This is a genomic window from Polaromonas sp. C04 (genome assembly GCF_002002705.1).
GTDB lineage: Bacteria > Pseudomonadota > Gammaproteobacteria > Burkholderiales > Burkholderiaceae_C > Rhodoferax_A.
Map to the genome: position 1 here is coordinate 1 of NZ_MUNS01000045.1, position 21,575 is coordinate 21,575.

Below are 21,575 nucleotides of genomic sequence, written 5' to 3' on the forward strand. Positions count from 1 at the left end.
TGAGATTCGAGCTCGGGCTCGCAGGAGACCCAGGCTGCGCGTTGGCGAGTCAACCCGCTCGGCAATCAAGGCGCTCACCGCCTTGACTACTGAAGTTTGAACTATTTGAAAGATATAAGGAGACAACCCATGAAACTCAAGCACACCACTGTCTTTGCCGCCCTGCTTGCAGGCGCCGGCCTTGCCTTCGCCGCTGACGCGCCCGTCATCGGCCTGATCACGAAGACCGATACCAACCCCTACTTCGTGACGATGAAAAAGGGCGCAGAGACAGAGGCCGCCAAGCTGGGCGCCAAACTGCTCACGGCGGCCGGGCGGATCGATGGCGACAACGCGGGCCAGGTCACCGCCATCGAAAACATGGTCGCCGCCGGTGCCAAGACCATCCTGATCACGCCGAGTGACGCGAAGGCCATCGTGCCGTCGATCCAGAAGGCGCAGGCGCAAGGCGTGATGTTCATTGCGCTGGACAGCCCGACGGACCCGGTGAGCGCGGCCAATGCACTGTTCGCGACCAACAACTACACGGCCGGCGAGCTCATCGGCCAATACGCCAAGGCGGCAATGGCAGGCAAGCCCGTGAAGATCGCCATGCTCGACCTGTTCCCCGGCAACCCGGTCGGTGCGCAGCGGCACAACGGCTTCATGAAGGGTTTCGGGATGGCGGCGGCCGACGCCAAGAGCAACGAGCTGTCGACCAATCCCGCGATCGTCTGCTCGGCTGACAGCTACGGCGACCAGGCCAAGGGCCAGACCGGGATGGAGAACTGCCTGCAAAAAGATCCCGGCATCAACCTCGTCTACACCATCAACGAACCGGCGGCAGCGGGTGCCTACCAGGCACTGAAGGCCGCGGGCAAGGAAAAAGGTGTGCTGATCGTCTCGATCGACGGTGGCTGCAAGGGTGTCGAAAACGTCAAGGCGGGCGTGATTGCCGCCACCTCGCAGCAGTACCCCCTGAAGATGGCGGCCTTGGGCGTCGAAGCGGGCGTGACGTATGCCAAGACCGGCAAAAAGGTCTCGGGCTACACCGACACGGGCGTCACCCTGATCACCGACAAGCCGCTGGCGGGCGTATCCAGCAAGGACACCAAGTACGGCATGGACATGTGCTGGGGTAACAAGTAAGCGCCCGGCATAAAAAAGGAAGGCGGCGGCGGACCTGCTGCTGCCAGATCCCGTCACCCCCGGAGACCACCATGACCAAGACTTCCAGGCTACCGCCCGTTGCCACGCTCGGCCCGCTGATCGCGTTGCTGCTCGCGGTGATCTTCTTTGCCACGCAGAGCGACCGATTCCTGTCGGTGCAGAACTTCTCGCTGATCCTGCAGCAGGTCATGGTGGTGGGACTGATTGCCATTGGCCAGACGCTGATCATCCTGACCGCCGGCATTGATCTGGCGTGCGGCGCCGTGATGGCGCTGGGCGGCATCGTGATGACCAAGCTGGCGGTGAGCAGCGGCATGAATGCCTATCTCGCCATTGTTTGCGGGCTGCTCGTCACCATGGCCTTCGGGTTGGTGAATGGCCTGCTGGTCACACGCATCAAGCTGCCACCGTTCATCGTCACACTGGGCACCTTGAACATCGCTTACGCCATTACCCAGCTTTATTCGGGCGCGCAAACCATCACCGGCCTGCCGCCGGCAATGACCTTCTTCGGCAATACGTTCCGGCTCGGCCACGCGGAGGTGAACTACGGTGCCGTGCTAATGCTCGTGCTGTACCTCTTCATGTGGTGGGGTCTGCGCGAAACCCAGCCTGGACGCCATGTGTACGCGGTGGGCAACAATCCCGAAGCCACCCGCCTGACCGGCATCGCGACCGATCGCGTGCTGCTTGGCGTGTACGTCACCGCCGGCCTGTTCTACGGCATTGCCTCGCTCGTGTCGGTGGCGCGTACCGGCGTGGGCGACCCGAACGCCGGGCAAACCGAGAATCTGGATGCCATCACCGCGGTCGTGCTGGGCGGCACCAGCCTGTTCGGCGGCCGCGGCATGATCGTGGGCAGCCTGCTCGGGGCGGTGATCGTGGGTGTGTTTCGCAATGGCCTGACCCTGATGGGGGTGGCCTCGGTGTACCAGGTCCTGATCACCGGCATCCTCGTCATTCTGGCGGTCACCACCGATCAACTCTCGCGCAAAGGAGCACGCTGATGAACACACCCAATCAAAAGCCGGCCCTCGTGATGGAGGCGCGCGGACTGGTCAAGCGCTACGGCCAGGTCACCGCGCTCGACGGCAGTGATTTCGAGCTGCGTGCCGGCGAGATCATGGCCGTCATCGGCGACAACGGCGCCGGCAAGTCCTCGCTGATCAAGGCGCTGTCGGGCGCCACGATCCCCGACGAGGGCGAGATCTGGCTGGACGGCAAGATCATCCACTTCAAGTCGCCCATCGACGCGCGCCGCGAGGGCATCGAGACGGTCTACCAGGACCTCGCAGTGGCGCCTGCCATGACGATTTCCGAGAACCTGTTCATGGGGCGCGAGATCATCAAGACCGGCTGGCTCGCACAGCTGCTGCGCGTGATCGACAAGAAGCAGATGCTGGAGCAGAGCGTCGCGCGCATGAACGAGCTGAAGGTGGGCATCCGCTCCATGACCCAGGCGGTGGAAACACTCTCGGGCGGCCAGCGCCAGTGCGTTGCGGTGGCGCGCAGCGCTGCGTTCGCACGGCATGTCGTGATTCTCGACGAGCCGACCGCCGCGCTCGGCGTGAAGGAAGGCAACATGGTGCTCGAGCTGATCCGGCGTGTGCGCGACAAGGGCCTGCCGGTGATCCTGATCAGTCACAACATGCCGCATGTCTTCGAAATTGCCGACCGCATCCACGTGGCCCGACTGGGCAAGCGCGCCGCCCTGCTGGACCCGAAAAAGATCAGCATGAGCGATACCGTGGCGGTCATGACCGGGGCCATGAGTCCGCAGGACGTCCCGCCCGAATGCCTGGCACATTGAGGAAGCAAAGATGTTCAAGGGAATCGATCCGCCGCTCCCGCCTGAGGTGCTCAGGGTGTTGTGCGAGATGGGGCATGGCGACGAACAGTGCAAGGCGCTGGCACGCTTTGGCTTCCACGATCGCGTCGCCGGCGCCTGCGCCATTGTGCAGACGGGCGAACTGCGCGCGTGGCCGGATTTCATGTTGCAGAAGGGCGTGATCGCCGGGGAGTTTCGCCCGTGAACGGGGCACGCGCTGCGGCGGCGCCGATGGAGGCCCGGTTGCGGCCGCGGGGTTCCAACCAGGGTGGCATGCGGCAGTTCAACGAGCGGGTGGTGCTGCAGGCCATCAGGCTGCACGGGACTTGTCCGAAGGCCGAAATTGCGCGCCTCACGGGTTTGACGGCACAAACCGTGCAGCTCATCATTGGCCGCCTGGAGGCCGATGACCTGGTGCGCAGGTTGGCGCCCGTGCGCGGCAAGGTCGGCCAGCCTTCGGTGCCCATGGCGCTCAACCCCGATGGCGCGTTCTCCATCGGTGTGAAGATCGGTCGGCGCAGCGCGGACATGTTGCTGGTGGACTTCACGGGCCAGGTTCGCGAGCGCCTGACACTGAGCTATCTGTTCCCCGATCCCCTCAAGCTTTTCGGCGACATCGACGCCGGGCTGCGGCAACTGCGCAAGTCGCTTAAACCCGCGCTGCGCAAACGCCTGCATGGCATCGGTGTTGCTGCCCCGCTGTCGCTCGGCGGCTGGAAGGTTCTTCTTGGCATCACACCCGAACTCGCGCAAGAGTGGAACGACATCGACATGCGCGAGCGCATCGCATCCCTGGGCGCTGCGCAGGGTCTGCCGGTCGAGTTCGTCAAGGACACGGCCGCCGCCTGCGTGGCCGAACTGGTGGCGGGCCGCGGCCGCAGCATGCGCAGCTTCCTGTACTTGTTCGTCGACACCTTCATTGGCGGTGGCCTGGTGCTTGACAGCCACCTGTTCGGGGGCCTGAACGGCAACGCCGGTGCGGTGGGTTCGCTGCCGATGGGTCTGAGCACCAGCACCGGCGTGCCGCCCGAACAGCTGCTCAACGTCGGCTCGCTGTGGAGTCTGGAGGCCTTGTACACCAAGGCTGGCGTCGACGCGGATGCCTGGGTCGATGCGCGCGCGCTGGATGCGCCCTGGCTGGCAAGCACGCAAGCCTGGCTGGAGCGGGGCTGCCCCGCCATTGCGCTGGCCATCAACAGCGCCGCCTGCCTGCTCGATCTGGGTGGTGTGATCATCGACGGCTCCTTCGGCCGCGAATTGCTGGCGGAGCTGGTGTCCGGGGTCGAGCGTGCGCTCGATCTTTACAACTGGGAAGGTGCGGCGCGGCCCAGGGTGCTGGCCGGCACCATTGGCAGCGACGCGCGCGCCATGGGTGGCGCGCTGCTGCCCCTGTATGCGAATTTCGCACCGGATCGGGACTTGTTCCTGAAGGTCGACCCGTGAAAGAGACTTCATGACGAACTCGCCGCAAAGCCATTCGATGCAACGAGAGATGAGTTTTCGTCGCTGTGGCCGCACCGATGCGTCGACGGCCGGACTCATTCAACGATTGCGTGCGGCCTAGAGCCAACATCCTTCGCTGCACGGCACCACGCAAAGCGCCATGTCATTTGATCTTGTCCTTTTCGGCGGCACCGGCGATCTGGCGTGGCGCAAGCTGATGCCAGCCCTGTTCCAGGCCTTTCGTCACGGCAAGCTGCCGCAGGGCGGGCGCATCCTCGCCGCCGCACGCGAGGACTTTTCCGACGCCACCTATCGCAGCTGGCTGCGCGAGCGCTTTCTCGACGTCGAGGGCGCCAGGCAACCCGGCGGCGAAGAGTTCGCCCGCTTTGCCGGGTTGGTGCATTACCTGAGAGTCGACCTGGCGCAGCCCGGGGACTATGTGCAGATCCGGCAATGGCTGGACGCGCCGCGTGACGATGGCCCGGCGGACACCGTGGTGCTCTACCTCGCCACCAGCCCGCACCTGTTCCCGCAAATCTGCGAACAGCTCGGCAAGGTCGAACTGAACGGACCGAACGTGCGCGTGGTGCTCGAGAAGCCACTGGGTCACGATCTGGAGAGCGCGCAGGAAATCAACCGCGCGGTGCGTTCGGTTTTCAGCGAAGGGCAGGCCTTTCGCATCGACCACTACCTTGGCAAGTCCGCGGTGCAGAACCTGATGGCGCTGCGCTTTGGCAATGCGCTGTTCGAGCCCCTGTGGCGGCGCGAAAGCATCGCCAACATCCAGATCACGCTGGCCGAGCAGCTTGGTGTGGGCACGCGCGGCGACTTCTATGACCGTACCGGTGCGCTGCGCGACATGATCCAGAACCATGCCTTGCAGTTGCTGACGATGATTGCGATGGAGCCGCCTTCGCGCAACGATGCCGGTGCGATTCGCGACGAGAAGCTCAAGGTTCTGCACGCGCTCAAGCCGTTCACCGAAGACAGCGTGCTGCATGACGTGATACGCGGTCAGTACCGCGGCGGCACGGTCGACGGCCGGCCCGTACCAGGCTATCGGGGCGAGACGAAAGTGCCGCCGCACAGTCGCACCGAGACTTTTGTCGCGCTGCGAACCGAGGTCCAGAACTGGCGCTGGTCGGGCGTGCCGTTCTATTTGCGTACCGGCAAGCGCCTGGCCGCGCCCGAGGCGCAGATTGTGGTGAATTTCCATCCTGCGCCGCACCGTATCTTCCCGGGGGCGAATGTGCCGAACAAACTGGTCATCAAGTTGCAGCCTGAGGACGGACTGGAACTGCACTTGCTGGCAGCCAGAGGGTCGGGCCCATCGCAGGCGTTGTCACCGGTGTGCCTTGATCTCGACTTCGACAAGGCCTTCGCCGAGAACCGGGTGGGCGGCTATGAGCGGCTGCTGCTCGAGGCGATTGCCGGGCGCTTGAACCTGTTCGTGCGCAGCGACGAGCAAGAACAGGCATGGCACTGGATCGAACCAGTCTTGCGGGCCTGGGAGCGTGACGACGATGTCTCTGGTGGCCCTCGTCCCTATGTCGCTGGCACCTGGGGACCCGCTGCGGCCAGTGCGCTGGTGGCGCGGGACGGTTTCGCATGGCCCGAAGAACAGTGACGACAACACCCCCGTATCGAAAGGAATGGATCATGACAGACACTGAAAACCTGAAGCAACTGTTCCCCGGCGCAAATGAGATTCCGCCGGAACACCGTCTGGCGTCACCGGTTCACCAGCGCACCTACCTGGTCGGCGGCGAGTTCCGGACCTGGGGCGGCGAGTGCAAGACGGTGCTGTCGCCGATCTGCGAACGGCAAGCCGATGGCAGCGTGCGGCAACTGGAAATCGGGAGCTACCCGGTGATGGGCGAGGCAGAAAGCGACGCTGCACTGGACGCCGCGGTCTCCGCGTACGACAACGGGCGCGGCGAATGGCCCACGATGCCGGTGGCCAAGCGCATCGCCTGCATGCAGGACTTCGTCCGTCAGATGGTTGCGCAGCGCCAGGAGATCGTCAACCTGATCATGTGGGAGATCGGCAAGAGCCTGGCGGATTCGCAAAAGGAGTTCGACCGCACGGTCGAATACATCGTCGCCACCATCGAGGCGGTCAGGACGCTGGACAACAATGCCTCACGCTTCGAGATCGCCGAGGGCACGATCGGCCAGATCCGGCGCACGCCGCTGGGCGTGGTGCTGTGCATGGGGCCCTACAACTATCCGCTCAACGAAACCTTCGCCACGCTGATCCCCGCGCTGCTGATGGGCAACACGGTGGTGTTCAAGCCGCCGCAGTACGGCACACTTTTGTTCTGGCCCCTGATGCAGGCGTTCTGCAGCGCTTTTCCTCGTGGTGTGATCAATACCATTTACGCGCCGGGCGCCGTGGTGGTGCCGCACATGCTGGCGAGCGGCAAGATCGACGTGCTGGCGCTGATCGGTTCCAGCAAGGTGGCCGACCACCTGAAAAAGCAGCATCCCAAGTCGCACCGGCTGCGCGCCGTGCTCGGGCTGGATGCGAAGAACGCCGCAATCGTGCTGCCCGACGCTGACCTCGAACTCACGGTCAGGGAATGCCTGCTGGGCGCGCTTTCCTTCAACGGCCAGCGCTGTACGGCACTCAAGATGCTGATCGTGCACCGTTCCCTCGTCGATGAATTTCTGCACCGCATCACCAAAGCCGTCGGACAACTCAAGATAGGCATGCCGTGGGAGCCGGGTGTCAGCATCACGCCGCTGCCGGGGCTGCATCGTACCGCCTACATGACGGAGGCAATCGAGGATGCCAAGGCCAAGGGCGCCCGGGTCGTCAACCAGGGTGGCGGCGCCTATTGCGCGACGCTCTACTACCCGGCTGTGGTCTATCCGGTGAAGGAGGGCATGAAGTTGTACCGCGAGGAACAGTTTGGCCCGTTGGTCCCGGTGATGGCCTACGACGATGTTGAGGAGGCGCTGGCGTACGTGATCAGCTCCGACCATGGCCAGCAGGTCAGCGTGTTCGGCAGCGACCCGGTGCAGATCGGTGCCCTGGTGGATCCGCTGGTCAACCAGGTGTGCCGCGTCAATCTGAACTGTCAGTGCCAGCGCGGACCCGACGTATTCCCGTTCGCGGGCCGCAAGGATTCCGCCGAGGGCACGCTGTCCGTCAACGATGCCCTGCGTGCCTTCTCAATCCGCTCGATGGTCGCGGCCAGGCAGACGCCGGCCAGCAAGCGGCTGCTCGACGACATCGTGCGCGACCACCGCTCGAATTTCATCAACACCGGCTTCATTCTGTGAACGGTGCCGGATTCGTGCCAGAGCCATGAAAAAGCCGCCCCTTGGGCGGCTTTTTGAGGTGGGATAGCCTGTCAGGTGGCGGCGTGCGGCTCGCCGGCGCCGGGCGCATCGATACTGGCGACGCGCTGCTTGCTGTGATCGGCGCCGATGAACAGGTACATCGCCGGCACCACGAACAGCGTGAACAGCGTGCCGATCGAGAGCCCGGTGAAGATCACCAGCCCCATCGCCTGCCGGCCCGCCGCGCCCGCACCCGAGGCAATGACCAGCGGCACCACGCCGAAGACCATGGCCGCCGTCGTCATCAGGATTGGCCGCAGCCGTATGCCGGCGGCTTCTTCGATTGCCTCGCGCTTGCTCTTGCCGGCGCGCTGCAGCTGATTGGCCACCTCGACGATCAGGATGCCGTGCTTGCTGATCAGCCCCATCAGCGTGACCAGCCCGACCTCGGTGTAGATGTTCATCGACGCGAAGCCGAGAAAGATGAAGATCAGCGCCCCGAACAGGGCGAGCGGCACCGACACCAGTATCACGATGGGGTCGCGGAAGCTCTCGAACTGGGCCGCGAGCGCCAGGAACACAATGATCACCGCGAACAGCATCGTCACCAGGAAGCCGCCCGACTCCTGGATGAACTGGCGTGACTGGCCGGCATAGTCGGCGCTGTAGCCCGTGGGGGCTACCTCGGCGAGCGTGTTGCGCATGAACTGCAGCACGTCCCCTTGCGCCGCACCCGAAACGCCGGAGATCGTGACCGAATTGAGCTGCTGGAAGCGGCTGATGGACTCGGGCACGATGTCGTATTTCAGGTGCGCCACGGTACTGGCCGGAATCATGGCGCCGCTGGGTGTCTTGATGTAGAAGTTGAGCAGTTCGGACGGATTCAGCCGGTCGGTCTGCAGCACCTGCGGGATCACCTTGTAGGAGCGCCCCGCGATCGAGAAGTAGTTGACGTAGCCGCCGCCCAGCGCCGCGCCAAGTGCGGTGCCGACATCCTGCTGCGTCAGGCCCAGGGTGGTGATCTTGTCGCGGTCCACCACCACCGTCGCCTGCGGCTTGTCGATCTTGAGATCGGTGTCGACGAAGTAGAACATGTTGGCGGCGCGTGCCTTGTCGACCACCTGTTGCGCCACGGTGTTGAGGTTCTCGAAGGGCTCGGTCGAGGTGATCACGAATTGCACCGGCAGGCCCGAAGCCCCGGGCAGCGGCGGGAACTGGAAGGCAGCGATGCGCGCGCCGGCAATCTTGTTCCAGCGCGCCTGCAGGTCCTGCTGGATTTCGTGCGCGCTGCGTGAGCGATCGCCCCAGGGTTTGAGCAGCACACCGCCGATGCCCTGGTTGATCGTTGGCACCCCGGTGATCTGGAACATTTGCTCGTATTCAGGCGTCGCCTTGGCCACATCGAACGCCTGCTTCGCATATGTCAGCATTTGCTGCGAGGTGGCCGTGGGCGGGCCGACGACCTGCGACACGACGATGCCTTGATCCTCCTCGGGCGAGAGTTCGGATTTCGACATCTTGAACATCAGGCCGGCGCACAGCATCAGGATCACGCCCATCACGATCAGCACGGGCCAGGTATCGAGCACGCTGTGCAGCACGCGCAGGTAGCCGCGGTGCACCCGCCCGAACACACGGTCGATCGCCTGCACAAAGCGGCCCTGGTCCTGCTCCGGCTTGAAGAAGCGCGATGCCATCATCGGCGACAGCGTGAGCGCAATGACCCCGGACACCGCTACCGCGCCGGCGAGCGTGAACGCGAACTCGGTGAAGAGCGCGCCGGTCAGGCCCCCCTGGAAGCCGATGGGCACGTAGACCGCGATCAGCACCACCGTCATGGCCAGAATCGGACTGCCCAGCTCGCGCGCGGCAGTGAATGCCGCCTGCATCGGCGTGGCTCCCTCCTTCATGTGGCGATCGACGTTCTCCACCACGATGATGGCGTCGTCGACCACCAGGCCGATCGCGAGCACCAGCGCGAGCAGGGTCAGCAGGTTGATCGAGTAGCCCAGCGCCAGCATCATGAAGAAGGTGCCGACCAGCGACAAAGGCATCGCGATGACCGGCACGGTGACGGCGCGCAAGCTGCCCAGAAAGAGGTAGATCACCAGGGTGACGATGATCAGCGCCTCCACCAGCGTCTTGATGACCTCGTAGATCGAGGTGTTGATGAATTCGGTGCCGTCGTAGACGATCTGGCCCGTGAGGCCCGCAGGCAATTGCTGCTGAATGGCCGGAAAGGCTTCGCGCACGCGCTTGGCCACGTCCAGGATGTTCGCCTGTGGCGCGACCTTGATGCCGATAAAGACCGACTGCGTGCCGCTGAATGCGACGTTGAAGTCGTAGTTTTCCGAGCCGAGCGTGACGGTGGCCACGTCTTCCAGCCGCACGATGGCGTCGCCGCTGCGCTTGACCGCGAGGCGCTTGAACTGATCCACCGTGTGCAGGTCGGTGCCGGCCGTCAGCGGCACGCTCACCATCTGGCCCTTGGTGGTGCCGAGTGCCGTGAGATAGTTGTTCGCGGCCAGCGCGGAGCTGACATCGGCCGCGGTCACGCCGTGGGCGGCCATCTTGTCGCTATCGAGCCAGGCCCGCAGCGCGAACTGGCGGGCACCGAGGATTTCGGCGGTCTGCACGCCGTCGATCGCATTGAGCTTGGGCTGGACCACGCGCACCAGGAAGTCGGTCACGTTGTTGGTGGGCAGCGTGTCGCTGTAAAAGCCCATGTACATCGCGTCGATGGTGGAGCCCGTCTGCACCGTGAGCACGGGCTGCTGTGCTTGCGGCGGCAACTGGTTCTTGACCGAGCTGACCTGGGTGTTGATCTCGGTCAGCGCACGGTTCGCGTCGTAGTTCAGGCGCAGCGTGGCGGTGATCGTCGAGACGCCCGACGTGCTGCTCGAGGAGAGGTAGTCGATGCCCTGCGCCTGCGCGATGGCTGTCTCCAGCGGCTGCGTGATGAAGCCCGCAATGGTCTGCGCATCGGCGCCATAGTAGGCGGTTGACACCGTGACCACCGCATTCTCGGTGTGCGGATACTGGTTGATCGGCAAGCTGAACAGCGAGCGCAAGCCCAGTACCAGGATCAGCAGGCTGACCACCGTCGCCAGCACCGGCCGCCGAATGAAAATGTCGGTGAAGTTCATGAACGCGGCCTCACTTTTCCTGCGGAGTCGGGTTCGGACTGTTCGCGGGCTGGACCGAGTTGTCGACGGTCACGGGCGAACCGTTCTTGAGCTTCAACTGGCCGCTGGTGACGATCTGCTGGCCTGCCGTGAGGCCGGTCAGGACCGCAACCTGGTCGCCACGGGTCGGTCCCGTGGTCACGAAGACCTGCTGCGCCTCGAGCTGGGCGTTGCCCTTGTCGTCCTTCTTGTCGCCGGGCTTGAGCACGAAAACCGTCGAGCCGTAGGGGTTGTAGGTGATCGCCGTCTGCGGCAGCGTCAGGTAGCTCTTCTTGTCGCCGGCGTCGACGTCGACGTTGGCGAACATGCCCGGCAGCAACTGGAGTTTCTCGTTGGCGATCGTGGCTTCGAGTTGGAGGTTGCGCGTGGTCGGGTCGACCTTGGGGTTGATTGCCGTGATCTTGCCGGCAAAAGACTGGCCCGGGAACGCATCGCTCGACAGGGTCAGGCGCTGTCCGAGCGACACTCCGGCGAGCTGCTTTTGCGGCAGGTTGAAGTCGATGTAGATCGGGTTCAGCGTCTGCAACGTGACGATCTTGTCGCCCGGATTCAGGTACTGGCCGGGATTGACGGTGGTAATTCCGAGCCGTCCGCTGAATGGTGCGCGGATGGTCTTTTTCGCCACCAGCGCGGCCTGTTGCGCGACGCTGGCGCGCTTGACGCGCAGGTCGGCCTGGTCGGCATCGAGCTGTGCCTGGCTGATCGCCTTCACTTCGAACTGCTGGCGGTCGCGCGCCAGCACCGAGGCCGAGAGGTCGGCCGCGGCCTGCAGCGCCTGCAGCTGCGCGATGTCGGAATCGGCATTGAGCTCAACCAGCAGTTCGCCCGCCTTCACGTCCTGGCCCGAATGAAAGTGCAGGCTGCGCACCAGGCCTGCCACCTCGGTCGTGACGTCGACGCCGCGCACCGGATTGAGCGTGCCCACCGCATTGAACTGGGGCTGCCATTCCAGCATTTCGGCCTTCATGGCCGTCACGACTTGCGCGCCAGGCTTGGGCATGCTGGCGATCAGTTTCCTGATTTGCAGAAACTTGCCCAGGGCAAGCACGGCAATTAACAGAACAACACACAGCAGCATGATGAACATGCGTTTGGTCGTGCGCTTCATCGGAAGACCTCCAGGAATTCGAGTGTTTTTAGAGTTTGGCGTCGGCCAGTTCGGCGCGATTCCACCAGCCGCCGCCCAGTGCCTGAAAGAGTGCTGCCGTATCCGCGTAGCGCGCGGCCTGCGCCTGCGCCAGCGCGATGCGGGTCTGCTCATAGGTGCGTTGCGCGTCAAGCAGTGCCAGGTTGCTCACCGCGCCAAGCTGATATTGGCGGTTCACCAGGTCGAGCGACTCGCGCGCCAGCGATGCCGCCTGCGCCTGCGCGCTCAGCGATTGCGCATCACTGTCGAGCGCGCGCAGCGTGTTCGCCACGTTCAGGAATGCATTGAGGACAGTCTGCTGGTACTGCGCCTGGGCCTGCTCGTAGGCCGCGATCGCGGCGCGTTTCTTCGCCTGCAGCGAGCCGCCGTTGAAAATCGGCTGCAGCAGGCCGGCGCCCAGGCTCCAGGCCGCGCTCGGGCCGCTGAACAACTGATTGAGCTCGAAGCTTTGCGCGCCCACGCTGCCGCTCAGCGTGATTTGCGGGTAGAGGTTCGCGGTGGCGACACCGATCTGGGCGCTCGCCTGGTGCAGCAGCGCTTCGCTGGCACGAATGTCGGGGCGCTGGCGCACCAGCGACGAGGGCAGGCTGACCGGCAGGTCGCCGGGCAATTGCAGCGATTCGAGGGTGAACTCGGGCAGCCCCGCTTCGCTGGGCAATCGGCCGGCGTAGACCGCCAGCTGCTGGCGTGTTTGCGCCAACGCTTTTTCGAGCGCGGGTAGCGTCGCGCGGGTTTGCGCGAGCTGCGCTTGCTGCGTCAATACCGTGCCCAGCGCAATCGCACCGAGCGTCGCCTGCCGTTGCACCAGGTCGAGCGAGCGGCTTTCTGCCTCGATCACCTCCTGCGTGGCACGGAGTTGCGCGCGCAGCGATGCCTCCTGGATCGCCGTCGTGACGACATTGGCGGTGAGCGTGAGATAGGTGGCCTCGACCTGGTAGCGCTGGTAATCGACGGCGGCGCGCAAGCCCTCCAGCTCGCGACGGGTCCCGCCGAACGCATCGATCGTGTAGGAGACGTTGACCGAGGCGTTGAAAAGCGTGAAGTCGACGCCGCCAGGAATCTGGCTGGCCGCCTGCGACTCACGTTGGCGCGTGACGCCGAGTTGGCCGTTGACGCTCGGCAGCTGCTTGGCGCCGGCGTCGGCGTTGTAGGTTTCCTGCGCCTGACGCAGCGCCGCCTGCGCAGAGGCGAGGGTCGGGCTGTGCGCCAGCGCGGAGCGGATCAGACGGTCCAGCGGCTCGGAATGGAATACGCTCCACCAGATTGCGGGGATGTCCTGGCCCATCGCGAAGCGTTGCGCGGCCCCGCCGGTGCCGGGTGCGCTGGCGGTCTCGGCCGGTAGCGGTACGGGGGTGTACGGGTTTTGCGCATTGGAGATCGCGGGGGCCTCGGGAGCCTTGAAGTCGGGCCCCACCGCGCACCCTGCCAGCGCCATGCCGATCGCCGTGCTCAAGGCCGCCTGACGGGCCCGCTGCCAAAGGCGGGTTCGGTTGTGGATATCGGTCACCGATGAACTCTCGCGTTTGTTGTTGTATGGCCGCAGCACCGTGCCGAAGAGTTTGGCAGCGCCATGCTGACTGGAGCGGGTGAAGGGAATCGAACCCTCGTATGAAGCTTGGGAAGCTGCCGTTCTGCCATTGAACTACACCCGCATGGCCGAGACATTCTACGCGGGTTCAGTGAGTCAACGCCGGGGCCTCCGCATTGACGCTGGCCGGCGCAGCCTGCGCCGCTTCGGCAACGCGCCGGGTCAGGTGGGCCAGCGCCTGCTCGACCTGATCGATCAGGATCAGGCACAGATCGCCCGGCTCCAGGCGCGCCAGCGCGGTGTCGATGGCGTTGAATTCGCCGCGAATTTCCGTGGTGTAGCGCGTGCGTTTGGCCTGTGCCAGGCCAGTGCGCAGCAAGGCCAGCACTTCGCCGTCGGCGCGGCCGCGCTGGCAGGCATCCTGATACAGGAGAACGTCGTCGAACGCATCGCCGAGGATGGCGGTCTGTTCGCGGATGTCGTCATCGCGCCGGTCGCCGGCGCCGCTGATCACGACCGAGCGGCGCTTGGCGGGCAGGGCGTCCACGGCCGCGACCAGCGCCCGCATGGCATCGGGATTGTGGCCGTAATCGGCGATCACGGTGGCGCCCCGGTAATCCATCATGTTGAAGCGGCCCGGGACATTGCCGGCGTCGGTAGAAAAACTGGCCAGACCGCGGCGTACGGTATCCCAATTCAGGCCGACGCCCCAGGCCGCGGCGACCGCGGCCATCACGTTTTCGACCTGAAAGCCGATGCTGCCGTTGTGCGTGAAGGGAATGTCGCTCAATGCGATTCGCTCGCGCCACGACCCCTCGGCGGCCACGATGGCGCCGTCATCGACGTAGACTGTCCGTTTGCCTTGTGCGCGCTGCGTAGCCATCGCGGGGTGGTGGTGGTCGGCTGCGAAAAAGATGATGCTGCCCGGGCAGCTTGGCGCCATGGCGTGCACCATCGGATCGGCCGCGTTCAGCACCGCATAGCCCGTAGGTGCGACGTTCTGCACGATCACGCGTTTGAGCACGGCCAGGTCTTCCACCGTGGTGATGTAGTTGAGCCCCAGATGATCGCCAGCGCCGATGTTGGTCACCACGGCCACCTGGCAGCGGTCGAACCCGAGGCCTTCGCGCAGTATGCCGCCGCGTGCCGTTTCAAACACGGCCGCATCCACGTCGGGGTGCATCAGCACGTTGCGCGCGCTCTTGGGCCCACTGCAGTCGCCGCTGTCGATCTGGTGGCCGTTGACATACACGCCATCGGTGTTGGTCATGCCCACGCGAAGCGCGCTGCTGGCCATCAAGTGGGCAATCAGGCGTGCCGTGGTGGTCTTGCCATTGGTGCCCGTGACCGCTACCACGGGAATGCGGCCGTCGTCGCCATGGCCGAACAGGTGGGAGATGATGGCCTCCCCGACGGGGCGGCCCTTGCCGTAGGACGGCGACAGGTGCATGCGCAGCCCCGGCGCGGCGTTGACCTCGACAATGCCGCCGTGCTGCTCGCGCATCGGACGCAGCACGCTTTCGCACACCACATCGACGCCGCACACATGCAGGCCCACCATTTGTGCCGCCGCGATGGCGTTGGCCGCCACTTCGGGGTGAACGTCGTCCGTCACGTCGGTGGCGGTGCCGCCCGTGCTGAGGTTGGCGTTGTTGCGCAGGATGATGCGGCGGCCTTTGGCCGGCACCGACTGCGGGGCCAGTCCCTGCGCGTTCAGGCGCGCGATGGCGATTTCGTCGAAGCGGATTTTGGTCAGCGAGGTGGCATGCCCTTCGCCGCGCCTGGGGTCGGCGTTGACCCGATCCACCAGTTCGCGCACGCTGTGGATGCCGTCGCCGATCACATGCGGCGGATCGCGCCGCGCGGCTGCTACCAGCTGGCGCCCCACGACCAGCAGGCGAAAGTCATTGCCCGAAAGGAATTTTTCAACCATTACCCCACCCACTTCGGCAGCAGCGCGAAAGGCGACTTCGAGGTGTTCGCGGTTCGTGACGTTGACCGTGACCCCCTTGCCCTGATTGCCGTCCTGCGGCTTCACGACAACCGGCAGGCCGATCTCGCAGGCCACCGCCCACGCCTCGTCTGCATCCTTGACGGGGCGGCCGAACGGCACCGGCGCGCCCGCGGCATGCAGCAATTTCTTGGTCAGATCCTTGTCCTGCGCGATGGCTTCGGAGACGGCGCTCGTGGCGTCCACCTCGGCCGCCTGGATGCGCCGCTGGCGCGAGCCCCAGCCGAACTGCACCAGGCTGCCCTGGGTCAGCCGGCGCCAGGGGATACCGCGGGCGGCCGCGGCGTTGACGATGGCACCGGTGCTGGGGCCGAGCCGCTCGTCTTCGTCGGTGTCGCGCAAACGAGCGATGGCTGCATCCACGTCGAAGCCGGTGTTCTGCAGCGTCGCCTGTATCAGCGTTTGCGCCAACTCGAGTGCCAATCGGCCCACCGCTTCCTCGCTGTAGGCCACGACCACCTGGTACACGCCAATGTCGACGGTGGCCGCGGTGCGGCTGAAGGTGACGGGGCAGCCCGCCTGTGTCTGCAGCGCCAGGGCCGCAGCTTCCAGCACATGGGCCAGCGAAATCGGACCCTGGTAGCCGCTCGATTGCAAGGTTCCAATGGCCGGGAACAGTTCGCGCACCCTGGACTCGAAGTCGGGCAGTTCGGCAATGGAGCGCTCTGTCGGTGCGCAGGACACGATGGCCTCCAGCGCAGTGTGCCGGCACCAGAGATTGGGGCCGCGCAGGGCCCGGACGCGTGAGATTTCCATCGTGGGTTCTTTCTGTTTTGGCGTGTCGTCGGGATCAGGCGGCCGCAAACAATTCGGGCGCGGCAAAGTACGACTTCAGGTCGGTGTCGAAGGTTTCGATGCCGACGGAGATCAAATCGGGGGAGATGTTCAGCGCCCAAGCCGTGGCAATGGCCGCCAGGATGCAGGGGCGCAGCGTCTGGGCGGCTGACGGTGCGCCGCGTCCGTTCTGGCGGACCAGCCTGTCCAGGCTGGCCAGCACGATTTCAGCGGCGCCGGTGGCCAGGATCACATGGCCCGACCGGACAGACACCGCCCGGCCGCCGCCCGCGCGGTGCGCCACGATGGGAGCCGCCTCGGGATCGTCCGCATAAAAAATAACTTCCCCGTCACACAGCGGGGCAAGGCCGGCCACCAGCGCATCCGCCGCGTTGAGCACGGCGACGCCGTCCGGCAGCACCACATCGACCTGGGTGCGCAGTACCTTGGCGAGTTGATCGGCGGCGAAAATGTCGAACTCGGCCAGCGCCTGGGCGCCATCCAGGTCCGCCACGACGCCGACCTGGCAGCGGTCATAAGCCAGGCCGTCGCGCAGGATGGTTTCGGCCCCGTTTTCGATCACGGCGGCCTCGACCGCCACGTTCATGAGCAGGCGGCGAGCGGGCTCAAAGCCGGCACAGTTTCCGTGCGCAACCCGACGCCGGTCGAGGAACAGGCCGTCGCGGCAAGCCAGACCCACGTAGCGCCCACTCAGGTGAACCAGCCACGCCACCAGGCGGGCAATCGTCTGGGTGCCTTGTGATCCGGCCACGCCGATCACCGGAATGCGGCCCGCCGTATTGGCGGGATCTTCCGGGAAAAGATGGTCGACAATGGCGCGCCCCACCGGTCGCGGCGCGCCCACTGCGGGCTTGAGGTGCATCAGCAAACCGGGCCCGGCGTTGACCTCGACGACCGCACCGCCCTGTGCCTCCAGCGGGCGCGAGATGTCCTCGGCGACCACATCGATGCCGGCAATATCGAGCCCGACCACGCGCGCCGCGAGCGAGACGGCGTAGGCGACGGCAGGGTGGACCTGGTCGGTGCAGTCGATCGCGACATTGCCATTGCGCTGGATCAGCACCTGGCGGCCTGCCTCCGGTACACCGTCCGGCGTCAACCCCTGGCGCTGCAGTTCGAGCAGGATGGTTTCGTCGGTGCGGGTCTCGACCAGGTTGAGCGGACAATCCTCGGCCAGGCCGCGCCGCGGGTCGGTGTTGATCTGGCTGTCCACCAGTTCTTCCACCGACGAGCGGCCGTCGCCGCTGACCCAGGCCGCGTCGCCGCGCGCGGCAGCCACCAGGCGGCCGCCGACCACCAGCATGCGGTGTTCGTGGCCGCGGGCGAAACGCTCGACCATTACTTCGCTACCGTGCAACTGCGCCACCTCGAAGGCGGCACGCACATCCGCCTCGCGCGTCAGGTCGAGCGCCACGCCCCGGCCGTGGTTGCCATCGGTGGGCTTGACAGCCACCGGCAGTCCGATCTCTTGTGCGGCGGCCCAGGCGGCTTCAGCGCTGTCCACGATTTCACCTTCGGGAACCGGCACCCCGCAGGACTTGAGCAAACGCTTGGTCAGGTCTTTGTCGCTCGCGATGCCGGCCGCGATGGCGCTGGTGAACTCGGTCTCTGCCGTCCATATGCGGCGCTGGCGGGCGCCGTAACCCAGTTGCACCAGGTTGCCTTCGTTGAGCCGGATGTGGGGAATGCGGCGGCCGCTTGCCGCGGCCACGATGCAGGCGGTGCTTGGGCCCAGGTAACAGTCATCGACCTGGGTGCGTACCAGCGCGACGGCAGCCTGGACATCGACGGGTTGATCGTTGATCGCCGCCATCAACAGCCGATGCCCCTGTGCCAGCGCGGTGCGGGCGACATGCTCATCGCGCGCACGAAACACCATCCGGTAAATGCCATGCTGCGAGGTGCTGCGGGTCTGGCCAAAACCGGTGGGCATGCCGGCCAGATTCAGCAGCTCGATCACCACGTGTTCCAGCACATGCCCGGCCCAGGTGCCTTCGACCAGTCGCTGCAGGAAGCCGCCGCGCTCGCCAACGCCGCAGTGGTGCTCGGCCAGTGCCGGGAGCAGGGCGATCAGCCGGTCGTTGAAGCCGGGCAGCAGATGGGAGGGAAAATCTTCCAGCTCACCCAGATCAAGCCAGACCTCGAGTGCCGGGCGGTAGGTCCAGATGTTGGGGCCGCGCAGATAGGTGATGCGAAGCAGCTTGATGTCGTTTTTGGGGCTCATATATTCATTGGGCAAAACCAGATCGCTGGCCCGTGCAAGCCGGCATCCGGCATCGCCCGTTCGCCACTTCGGCGAGAATTCCCGGTGCCCAAGCGCCAGTAAGGCTACGCTGATCGCTATGGGGCATGGAAACAAAATGCAATATCACCATTCAATTGACGCCAACAGGACAGATTCGGAGTCCGCACAAAACAGCCTGCGCGGACAGCTCGCACCCGATGAGAACGTTTTAAGTCTGCTTGCGGTTGACTTGGACCACCGGCTTTGTTTTTCCAGCGGGCTGCTGGCCCTGACCGACCGGCGCCTGTGGGCTTTTGACGCCAGTCCTGCGCCCGGCGAAAGTCAATGGCGCAGCTGGCCCCTAGCCCAAGGGCTGGCGCTGCACCACTTTGACCATGCTGGCGTCGGTACCATTGAGCTGCACGACGCCCACACCCGGCGCGCGAGCTGGCGCTTTACCCTGGGCGCCAACGTCCAGGCGCTGCGCCTGATCAAACAGTTCGAGCTGCAACTGGCCAACCTCGCGCAGGGTGCCGCGCAAATGAGGGACGATCCCTCGCTGTGCCCGCAGTGCAAATCACCGCTGCCACCCGACAGCGACGAGTGCCCGATGTGCGCGCGCGAGTTGCACACGCCGCCGTCGACCTGGGTGCTGCTGCGCCTGGGGCGCTTTGCCAGACCGTACCGCAAGCAACTCGTCGCGGGTTTTGTTCTCACGCTGGTGTCCACCGCGGCGACGCTGATACCGCCGTACCTGACCATTCCGCTGATGGATGACATCCTGATTCCATTCCAGAATGGCCAGAAGATCGAGTCCTGGCTGGTCGCGGCCTATCTGGGCGGCCTGCTGGGCTCGGCCCTGCTGGGCTGGGGACTGAACTGGGCGCGTACCTACATGCTGTCGCTGGTGTCCGAGCGCATCGGCGCCGACCTGCGCACGGCCACCTTCGATCATTTGCTGTCGCTGTCGCTGGACTATTTTGGGGGCAAGCGCACGGGCGACCTGATGGCGCGCATCGGCTCGGAAACCGACCGGATTTGTGTTTTTCTGTCCCTGCACGCGCTGGATTTCGCCACCGACGTGCTGATGATTTTGATGACGTCGATCATCCTGTTTTCGATCAGCCCGTGGCTGGCGCTGGTCACGCTGCTGCCGCTGCCCTTCATTGCCTGGATGATCCACACCGTGCGCGATCGCCTGCGCACCGGCTTCGAGAAGATCGACCGTGTCTGGTCCGAAGTGACGAATGTGCTGGCCGACACGATTCCCGGCATTCGTGTCGTCAAGGCGTTTGCGCAGGAAACACGCGAGGCGCAGCGCTTTCGCGTCGCCAACCAGCACAACCTGATGGTGAACGACCGGCTCAACAAGATCTGGTCGCTGTTCACCCCCACGGTTTCGCTGCTGACCGAAATCGGCCTGCTGGTGGTGTGGGCGTTTGGCATCTGGCTGGTGTCCCGGCACCAGATCACGGTCGGTGTGCTGACCGCGTTCATTGCCTATATAGGCCGTTTCTACACGCGGCTGGATTCGATGAGCCGCATTGTCTCGGTCACGCAAAAAGCGGCGGCCGGCGCCAAGCGCATCTTCGACATCCTCGACCACGTCTCCAACGTTCCGGAGCCCGTGCAGCCGGTGAAAATTGGCACGGGGCCGGGTTTGCAAGGCATGCAGGGGCGCATCGAGATCAGCGGCATTGGTTTTCGCTACGGCAACCGTTCGGTCATTCGTGGCCTGGACCTGGCCATCGAGCCGGGCGAGATGATTGGCCTGGTGGGCCACAGTGGCTCGGGCAAGAGCACGCTGGTGAACCTGATCTGCCGCTTCTATGACGTGACCGACGGCTCGATCCGCGTCGATGGCACCGACATCCGGCGCTTTGGCGTGGCCGACTACCGGCGTCACATCGGCCTGGTGCTGCAGGAGCCTTTTTTGTTCTTCGGCACGGTTGCCGAGAACATCGCATACGGCCGGCCCGACGCGACGCACGCCGAGATCGTCGCGGCAGCGCGGGCCGCGCATGCACATGAATTCATCCTGCGGTTGGCGCAGGGCTATGACTCGCTGGTCGGCGAGCGCGGGCAGGGCCTGTCGGGCGGCGAGCGCCAGCGCATCTCGATTGCGCGCGCGCTCCTGATCGACCCGCGCATCCTGATTCTTGACGAAGCCACTTCGTCGGTGGACACCGAAACCGAAAAGGAGATTCAGAAAGCGCTGGACAACCTGGTGCAGGGCCGCACCACGATTGCCATCGCTCACCGCCTGTCCACCTTGCGCAAGGCGGACAGGCTCGTGGTGATGGACCGTGGGCAGGTGGTGGAAGTTGGCCCGCACGACGAACTGATGGCCCGGCAGGGTGCCTACTGGCGTCTGTATGAAGCGCAATTGCGCCGCGCCGACATTGGAGATGAGGGGGAAGACGAAGAGGGTGACGCTCCCGGCGCGGCGCTAGTAGCCCCTGCCGTGCATTTGCCCCAGACCCGTGAACACGAAAGCATCTGATGGACGCCTGTGATTTTCAGCTTGAGCGCAACGCCTTTGGCCGCCTGGTCTGGATCGCTGCAACCGGCGAGCGCTTCGATGGCGTGACGCCGGTGCGCGCCTTTCCTGTGTCTGCGCCCTTTGAAGGGCTCTCGCTGCTGCATGCCGACGGCCACGAACTGGCCTGGATCGACCGGCTGGATGCGCTGCCGCCGGCGGTGCGCAGCCTGATTGAGGAAGAACTCGCCGCGCGCGAGTTCGCACCTGAAATCCTGCGTCTCAAAAGCGTATCGACGTTTTCCACCCCCAGCACCTGGGAGGTGGAGACCGACCGGGGCAACACGCGCTTCGTGCTGAAAGGGGAAGAGGACATTCGCCGGCTCGATGGCGCCGCGCTGTTGATCACGGGCGGCCAGGGCGTTCACTTCAAGGTGCGCGACATGCTGGCGCTCGATCCCGTCTCACGCCGGCTGCTGGGGCGATTTCTCTGAGCCG

Annotated in this window: 14 protein-coding genes and 1 tRNA gene; 9 read left to right on the plus strand and 6 right to left on the minus strand. The window is 65.1% G+C overall.

Annotation, left to right across the window (positions count from 1 at the left end; genetic code table 11):
- The first annotated feature begins 129 nt into the window (after positions 1-129).
- From B0E49_RS19745 to B0E49_RS19775, 7 genes are all read left to right on the plus strand, one after another.
- On the plus strand, positions 130-1,128 hold the full coding sequence (locus B0E49_RS19745; RefSeq protein ID WP_077564510.1) for a sugar ABC transporter substrate-binding protein: 999 nt from the start codon (positions 130-132) through the stop codon (positions 1,126-1,128).
- A gap of 71 nt (positions 1,129-1,199) precedes the next feature.
- The gene (locus B0E49_RS19750; RefSeq protein ID WP_077564512.1) at positions 1,200-2,156 is read left to right on the plus strand and encodes an ABC transporter permease; all 957 of its coding nucleotides are present in this window, start codon (positions 1,200-1,202) and stop codon (positions 2,154-2,156) included.
- Positions 2,156-2,959, plus strand: coding sequence for an ATP-binding cassette domain-containing protein (locus B0E49_RS19755; RefSeq protein ID WP_077564514.1), 804 nt, complete (start codon positions 2,156-2,158; stop codon positions 2,957-2,959). The genes B0E49_RS19750 and B0E49_RS19755 overlap by 1 nt, the downstream gene beginning before the upstream one ends.
- A gap of 10 nt (positions 2,960-2,969) precedes the next feature.
- On the plus strand, positions 2,970-3,182 hold the full coding sequence (locus B0E49_RS19760; protein WP_077564516.1) for an RbsD/FucU domain-containing protein: 213 nt from the start codon (positions 2,970-2,972) through the stop codon (positions 3,180-3,182).
- Between the two features lie 26 nt (positions 3,183-3,208).
- On the plus strand, positions 3,209-4,420 hold the full coding sequence (locus B0E49_RS19765; RefSeq protein ID WP_077564561.1) for an ROK family transcriptional regulator: 1,212 nt from the start codon (positions 3,209-3,211) through the stop codon (positions 4,418-4,420).
- Between the two features lie 160 nt (positions 4,421-4,580).
- A complete protein-coding gene (zwf, locus tag B0E49_RS19770) occupies positions 4,581-6,047 on the plus strand; it encodes a glucose-6-phosphate dehydrogenase (RefSeq protein WP_077564518.1) in 1,467 nt (488 codons plus the stop codon).
- 32 nt (positions 6,048-6,079) lie between these two features.
- Positions 6,080-7,708: an NADP-dependent glyceraldehyde-3-phosphate dehydrogenase gene (locus B0E49_RS19775; protein WP_077564520.1), complete on the plus strand. Its 1,629-nt coding sequence runs from the start codon at positions 6,080-6,082 to the stop codon at positions 7,706-7,708.
- Between the two features lie 71 nt (positions 7,709-7,779).
- On the opposite strand, the gene B0E49_RS19780 is transcribed toward B0E49_RS19775, so the two are convergent.
- The 6 genes from B0E49_RS19780 to B0E49_RS19805 all read right to left on the minus strand — a co-directional run bounded on the left by B0E49_RS19780 (position 7,780) and on the right by B0E49_RS19805 (position 18,598).
- Positions 7,780-10,854 (minus strand): efflux RND transporter permease subunit, encoded by a 3,075-nt coding sequence (locus tag B0E49_RS19780; RefSeq protein WP_077564522.1) that lies wholly within the window; start codon positions 10,852-10,854, stop codon positions 7,780-7,782.
- A 10-nt stretch (positions 10,855-10,864) separates the two neighbouring features.
- On the minus strand, positions 10,865-12,001 hold the full coding sequence (locus tag B0E49_RS19785) for an efflux RND transporter periplasmic adaptor subunit (protein WP_286138156.1): 1,137 nt from the start codon (positions 11,999-12,001) through the stop codon (positions 10,865-10,867).
- A gap of 28 nt (positions 12,002-12,029) precedes the next feature.
- Positions 12,030-13,547: an efflux transporter outer membrane subunit gene (locus B0E49_RS19790; RefSeq protein WP_353647365.1), complete on the minus strand. Its 1,518-nt coding sequence runs from the start codon at positions 13,545-13,547 to the stop codon at positions 12,030-12,032.
- A gap of 71 nt (positions 13,548-13,618) precedes the next feature.
- Positions 13,619-13,692: transfer RNA gene (locus B0E49_RS19795), tRNA-Gly, on the minus strand.
- Positions 13,693-13,716: 24 nt separating this feature from the next.
- Complete coding sequence (cphA, locus tag B0E49_RS19800; RefSeq protein ID WP_077564567.1) at positions 13,717-16,335, minus strand: cyanophycin synthetase; 2,619 nt, start codon at positions 16,333-16,335, stop codon at positions 13,717-13,719.
- Positions 16,336-16,369: 34 nt separating this feature from the next.
- Positions 16,370-18,598: a cyanophycin synthetase gene (locus B0E49_RS19805; RefSeq protein ID WP_077564524.1), complete on the minus strand. Its 2,229-nt coding sequence runs from the start codon at positions 18,596-18,598 to the stop codon at positions 16,370-16,372.
- A gap of 136 nt (positions 18,599-18,734) precedes the next feature.
- Between B0E49_RS19805 and B0E49_RS19810 the strand changes: the two genes are divergently transcribed.
- Complete coding sequence (locus tag B0E49_RS19810) at positions 18,735-21,101, plus strand: cyanophycin metabolism-associated ABC transporter (protein WP_077564526.1); 2,367 nt, start codon at positions 18,735-18,737, stop codon at positions 21,099-21,101.
- Positions 21,101-21,571, plus strand: coding sequence for a cyanophycin metabolism-associated DUF1854 family protein (locus B0E49_RS19815; RefSeq protein WP_077564528.1), 471 nt, complete (start codon positions 21,101-21,103; stop codon positions 21,569-21,571). Before B0E49_RS19810 ends, B0E49_RS19815 begins: the two co-directional genes overlap by 1 nt.
- Positions 21,572-21,575: the final 4 nt, after the last annotated feature.